The sequence below is a fragment of the Allobosea sp. TAB14 genome, from assembly GCF_052113865.1.
Taxonomy (GTDB): domain Bacteria; phylum Pseudomonadota; class Alphaproteobacteria; order Rhizobiales; family Beijerinckiaceae; genus Allobosea; species Allobosea spartocytisi.
On the sequence record NZ_JBFRDQ010000293.1, the window covers coordinates 1 to 3,753 of the forward strand.

General features: G+C 61.2%; 5 protein-coding genes. 4 read left to right on the forward strand and 1 reads right to left on the reverse strand.

The window, feature by feature from the left end:
- Positions 1–2 precede the first annotated feature (2 nt).
- The 4 genes from AB4Y99_RS26505 to istB are packed head-to-tail and all read left to right on the forward strand — an operon-like array spanning position 3 to position 2,948.
- Positions 3–170: a transcriptional regulator gene (locus AB4Y99_RS26505; RefSeq protein ID WP_441525432.1), complete on the forward strand. Its 168-nt coding sequence runs from the start codon at positions 3–5 to the stop codon at positions 168–170.
- On the forward strand, positions 167–670 hold the full coding sequence (locus AB4Y99_RS26510) for a hypothetical protein (protein WP_441525428.1): 504 nt from the start codon (positions 167–169) through the stop codon (positions 668–670). Before AB4Y99_RS26505 ends, AB4Y99_RS26510 begins: the two co-directional genes overlap by 4 nt.
- A 50-nt stretch (positions 671–720) precedes the next feature.
- The gene (gene istA / locus AB4Y99_RS26515) at positions 721–2,220 is read left to right on the forward strand and encodes an IS21 family transposase (protein WP_441525429.1); all 1,500 of its coding nucleotides are present in this window, start codon (positions 721–723) and stop codon (positions 2,218–2,220) included.
- Positions 2,220–2,948, forward strand: a complete 729-nt coding sequence (gene istB, locus AB4Y99_RS26520) for an IS21-like element helper ATPase IstB (protein WP_441525430.1) — start codon at positions 2,220–2,222, stop codon at positions 2,946–2,948. The genes istA and istB overlap by 1 nt, the downstream gene beginning before the upstream one ends.
- Here the strand turns inward: istB and AB4Y99_RS26525 are convergent.
- On the reverse strand, positions 2,932–3,408 hold the full coding sequence (locus AB4Y99_RS26525; protein WP_441525431.1) for a hypothetical protein: 477 nt from the start codon (positions 3,406–3,408) through the stop codon (positions 2,932–2,934). The two genes, istB and AB4Y99_RS26525, sit on opposite strands and share 17 nt — an antisense overlap.
- Between the last annotated feature and the right edge of the window lie 345 nt (positions 3,409–3,753).

Genomic DNA, 3,753 nt, shown 5'->3' on the forward strand with positions numbered 1-3,753 from the left:
CCATCACCAAGGGCTTCGAAGGCCGACGACCGCTTACGACCTGTCAGCTCACCGATGAAGGCCGCAGGCGTTTTTCCGACTATCTGGGCGTTCTCGAGCAGGTGCTGCGCAGTGCCAGGCGCGCCGAGCAGCCCTGCAAGGAAGCGAAGCCGCAGGAGAAGCTTGCATGAGTCCACAACCGGAAAAGCCGAAGGGATTTCTGATCGCACCGGTGGCGGCCTCTCATTTTGCCCTTTTGCTTTGTATTGCAAAGCTATTTGCATTTGAGAGAAAGCCGCTGCCGCACCATGTACGGCGGCAAAGGCAGCTTGCAATCGCCTATGCCGCGGTCGTCGTCGCGCTCTCGCTTGCCTGTCTTGTCGTCCCGTTTGGTTCGAAGCCGGCAGCGGCGGCGCTCGGAGTGATGGTGCCGGGGGCAGGCTTTCTCCAATGGGCCGCGGGTAGCCAGATCCTCCTTGCAGTGGGGTGGGCCTCGGCGGGCTTCGCCCTGTTCTTCGCTGCCCTGATTTTATGGTTCGCAACCGGCAATCTGGTCGCGCCGATCGCGACCTGGGCGCTTTTGGCAGCGGCTTCGGCGCGGCCCGCATTGTTCGCGCTGGATAGCTGTGTTTCGGCGTGCAAGTTTGACCCCATGAGGCGGGGGATCGGCTTCGAACTTTGMCCCCCTTGAGCCGGTTTCGGTGAGACTGCCCGTCCTGGTTTCGGATGGGCRGGCGGGGGATGAAGGGCGTGGATACGATTGCGCGGATCCGGCGCGAGTTTTCGATCCGCGGGAAGACGATCAAGGAGATCGCCCGCGAGCTGCATGTCTCTCGGAACACGGTTCGGAAGGTGCTGCGCTCTGGCGCGACGTCCTTCGAGTATGAGCGGAAGGTTCAGCCGCAGCCGAAGATCGGGCCCTGGCGCCCTGAGCTGGATCGGCTGCTGATGGCGAACGACGGCAAGCCGGCCCGCGAGCGCCTGACGCTGATCCGTCTTTTCGAAGAGCTGCGGGATCTCGGCTACGAGGGCGGATACGATGCGGTTCGTCGCTATGCGCGAGGCTGGCGCCGCGAGCAATCCGCCGTTACGGCCGACGCCTATGTGCCTTTGAGCTTCGCGCCCGGCGAGGCCTACCAGTTCGACTGGAGCCACGAGATCGTCGTCATCAATGGCGCCACGACCCAGGTGAAGGTGGCGCATGTCCGGCTTTGTCACTCGCGCATGCTGTTCGTGCGAGCCTATCCGCGCGAGAGCCAGGAGATGGTCTTCGATGCCCATGACCGGGCCTTCGCCTTCTTCAAGGGCGCCTGCACGCGCGGCATCTACGACAACATGAAGACCGCGGTAGAGACGATCTTCGTCGGCAAGGAGCGGGCCTATAATCGCCGCTTCCAGCAGATGTGCAGCCATTACCTGGTCGATCCAGTCGCCTGCACGCCGGCCTCGGGCTGGGAGAAGGGGCAGGTCGAGAACCAGGTCGGGCTCGTGCGGGAGCGCTTCTTCGCCCCGCGCTTGCGGGTCAAGAACTACGACGAGTTGAACGCCTGGCTGCTGGATCAGGTGCTTCGCTACGCCAAGGCCCACCGCCATCCGGAGCAACGTGACCGTACGATCTGGGAGATGTTCGAAGCCGAGCGCCCGAGCCTGGTGCCTTACGCGGGGCGGTTCGACGGCTTCCACTCGCTGCCTGCCTCGGTGTCGAAGACCTGTCTCGTGCGCTTCGACAACAACAAGTACTCGGTCATCGCGAGTGCGGTCGGGCGCCCCGTCGAGATCCGCGCCTATGCCGATCGGATCGAGTTGCGCCAGGACGGGCGTATCGTCGGCGAGCATCCCCGCTGCTATGGCCGCGACCAGACCATCTACGATCCCTGGCACTATGTCCCGGTACTGGCTCGCAAGCCGGGCGCCCTGCGGAACGGAGYGCCCTTCAAGGACTGGGTCTTGCCCGGTGCGATCGACCGGGTCCGGCGCAAGCTCGCGGCCGTTCAAGACGGCGACAGGCAGATGGTCGAGATCCTCACGGCGGTGCTGAGTGATGGATTGTCCGCCGTCGAAGCCGCCTGCGCGGACGCTCTGCGGCAAGGCGTCCACTCCGCCGACGTGATCATCAACATCCTGGCCCGGCGCCGCGAGCCGGCGGCAGCGATCACGATCATGACGCCCGATGCCTTGCGCCTGCGCCATGAGCCCGCCGCCGATTGTGCCCGCTACGACAGCCTCAGGAGAGCCGTGTGATGGAACGCTCGGAGATTCTCGCCACCATGGGCGAGCTCAAGCTCTATGGCATGAAGGCCGCCTTCGACGAGATCATCGCCTCGGCGGTGAAGCGCCAGCACGAGCCGCAGCGCGTCGTCGGCGATCTGCTCGCCGCCGAGATCGCCGAGAAGCAGGCCCGTTCGATCAAGTATCAGATCACCATCGCCAAGCTGCCGCTCGCCAAGGATGTCGCCGACTTCGCCTTCGACGGAACCCCGATCAACGAGACCCTCGTTCATGATCTCGCCGGCGGCAACTTCCTGGCGCACCAGCGCAACGTTGTCCTCGTCGGCGGGACTGGGACCGGCAAGACCCATCTCGCCATCGCGATCGCCCGGGCCTGCATCCGTGCCGGTGCTCGCGGCCGCTTCTTCAACGTCGTCGATCTCGTCAACAAGCTCGAGGCCGAAGCCCGCGCCGGCCGCCAGGGCCGCATGGCCGATTATCTCGCACGCATGGACTTCATCGTCCTCGACGAACTTGGCTATCTGCCCTTCGCACAGTCCGGAGGACAACTGCTCTTCCACCTGGTTAGCAGGCTCTACGAGCAGAGCTCCGTCATCGTCACCACGAACCTCGCCTTCGGCGAATGGCCGTCCGTCTTCGGCGACGCCAAGATGACCACCGCGCTCCTCGACCGGCTCAYCCATCACTGCGACATCGTCGAGACCGGCAACGAGAGCTGGCGCTTCAAGAACAGGCTCTGAGTTCCCCGCACACCACCGATCCGGAGCCGGCGCGGCTGCGCAATCCAGACCAGCTCCGCCGCGCCGCCTCCTCGCCGCGAAGCATACTCAAGGGGTCAACATTGGACGCCGATCGGGGGGCAACTTTGCGGGCCGTTTGACACTCGCCTTTATCTGGCCCACTGACGATAGAGGTCGAAACTTCCCGAATTCGCGAAGAATTCTCGCGCATCCATTCGTCCAGAAGTTTGTCTTTCGGAAAATTAAAAGGATCAACGATAGCTTCGTTTTTTACGTTAGACGTGATAACAACTTGCCGGCCGGAATCAAATAGGGCGTTCAAGAAGAACTTCGAAGCTCCAGGCACTGGCATTTTCAGGCCAGCCAACGCGAGGGTCGTCAACACATCGTTGTCAACGTAAAGAGTTTTACCGGCGGCATCAGAGTAAAACCCCGCAAAGAATTCGCCAGCGTTAGCCATTTCTTTCGCCCCACTTAATATTAAATCTTTTATTTAGAGCTAAGACAATTCCATTGACCGCCCAAACTCCGAACGATTCATTGAACCTCAAGCCTACCTCGATTATTGAATTCATCATCGGAGGAGAGCCAGGACCCGACAACTTATCCCGGTGCCCTTCAACCCACTCTCTGTATATCACGATAAATTCTGCATCTTTTCCCAATTCCTCTACGATGCCACTAACCTGCTCATCGGTTATTACGCAATCGACATAAATTCCGTTCACGTACAATCTCGATGTAATCATGATTTTTCCGCGAAAAAATAATTCAACGAAGACTACTCCGCACCTAAATCATGAAG

Bases quoted from the DNA above. Each gene is read 5' to 3' on its own strand.
- AB4Y99_RS26525 (WP_441525431.1), bottom strand. From the start codon at position 3,408: ATGGCTAACGCTGGCGAATTCTTTGCGGGGTTTTACTCTGATGCCGCC.